The sequence below is a fragment of the Microcoleus sp. PH2017_09_SFU_O_A genome, assembly GCF_020738625.1.
Taxonomy (GTDB): domain Bacteria; phylum Cyanobacteriota; class Cyanobacteriia; order Cyanobacteriales; family Microcoleaceae; genus Microcoleus.
In genome coordinates this window covers 1-1,496 of record NZ_JAEQCF010000194.1, presented here as the reverse complement: position 1 = coordinate 1,496, position 1,496 = coordinate 1, and the positions used below count along the sequence as shown (strand labels likewise).

General features: G+C 42.9%; 3 protein-coding genes. All 3 read right to left on the bottom strand.

The genetic code is table 11. From position 1 onward, the window contains the following. Positions 1–136: 136 nt before the first annotated feature. The gene (locus JGK16_RS32625) at positions 137–424 is read right to left on the bottom strand and encodes a type II toxin-antitoxin system Phd/YefM family antitoxin (protein ID WP_293186934.1); all 288 of its coding nucleotides are present in this window, start codon (positions 422–424) and stop codon (positions 137–139) included. Between the two features lie 129 nt (positions 425–553). Continuing rightward, positions 554–796: a hypothetical protein gene (locus JGK16_RS32620; protein ID WP_293186924.1), complete on the bottom strand. Its 243-nt coding sequence runs from the start codon at positions 794–796 to the stop codon at positions 554–556. 450 nt (positions 797–1,246) lie between these two features. Further along, on the bottom strand, positions 1,247–1,496 hold a 250-nt coding region (locus tag JGK16_RS32615; RefSeq protein ID WP_293194031.1), incomplete at its 5' end, for an SDR family oxidoreductase.

The following is a 1,496-nucleotide window of genomic DNA, read 5'->3' as shown; positions in this document are numbered from 1 at the left end:
ACAACGACTAGGAAAGCTTTCCAGTTTGAGCATTATTTCATAACAGCCCCTAACCCAACGATAGGATTTTTCAGGAGCATTGAGCTTGAGCCACAAAAATATATTTTCTATGTCATGAATAGCAGTAGGAGATATCTCAACTCGGTAGGTCATATTTTTTTTGAAGCTCTTCAAAAGCTTGATGAATAGAAACCCCTTCGCCTCGATCGAATTCCCCTAAGCTTTGACGAATACCTGCAAGAGTTTCAAGAAGTTCTAACCGATTAAGTAGTTTTTCATAACTTTCCGCATCCTGAAGCACAGCAACCGCTTTACCATTAATGGTAATTACGATTGGTGTTTTATCTATTTCAAACTGATGAAGCAACTCAGGAGCTTCCTGTTGAAATTGGTTCAGGGGACGGCTACGGGAGAGGTTAAGCATGGTGTTCACTTTTTTTGAGTGTTGTTAACAATTTAGCAAAAGTTATTTTTTATTGCCTAAATTATAAAAGCACCAATTTTCTGTATGTCAAACTCTCGATCGAGCTTCCAAATCATCTCCAAGGTGACTCTATTCCGTCCGTTCCACTGTGCTGTTAGCTGGCTGGCTACTAGGCGATGCTTCTAATTTCTGCCGAATTGCGGCCTGAATTTTTGCGTCAAAATCGGGATCGCTTGGGCTTGCAATGATTGATTTCGGACGCTGACTGAACCTGTCTAAATATGCCTGACAAGCAGCTCGATCTTGGCGATTTTCCAGAAAGTACCGTCTCAATTCGGCATCGCTCATAGCCTCAAAATTCACTTGGCTCATCAGAATACCTCCCCATTCGGTACAATTTCAAACTCAAGGTCTTCACCATATCCAGCTAGAACGTATACGTTTCGAGTACGACGATCTATACAAACCAGATGAATCGGTTGCAACATGATGAACGTCAACTGATAGCTGACGCGATATAAACTCTCTAACTGAGCAGTAGTTGGCATTTCGGTCACTCACTCCACCTACTGTCTATTTTAACTGTTCCGAGTTCAAATGAACTCATCAGTTTACTTTACTGTTGTTGGAATGGCGTTCTATTGTGGTTAAGCGGGGGTTTGTGCTACTCATAAGGCGGAAAGGAGAATCTTCGCCGGAATCCTTAATTCTCGATCGAGATTCCGAATCATCTCCAAAGTCAGGGAGTGTTTGCGAGATAACGACCCCATTTTAGCTTGGGGAATTGTCTTAAGCAGCCTAAAAAACCTCACGTTCTCAAGGTTACTGAAGACCACCATTACTATAAATCAGTTGTCTGTTGATCCATCCGCCTTCTTTGGAACACAGAAATCTGACTAGATTAGCGCAATCCTGTGGCATACCGACACGATCCAACAGAGTGATGGATTGCACATCAGTTTTGAGTGCTTCGGACATCCAGCCAGTATCAGTCGCACCTGGATTTATTACGTTCGCAGTGATGCCCAGCGACCTAAATTCCTGTGCCGAAGCGAGTACGATCCGATCCATA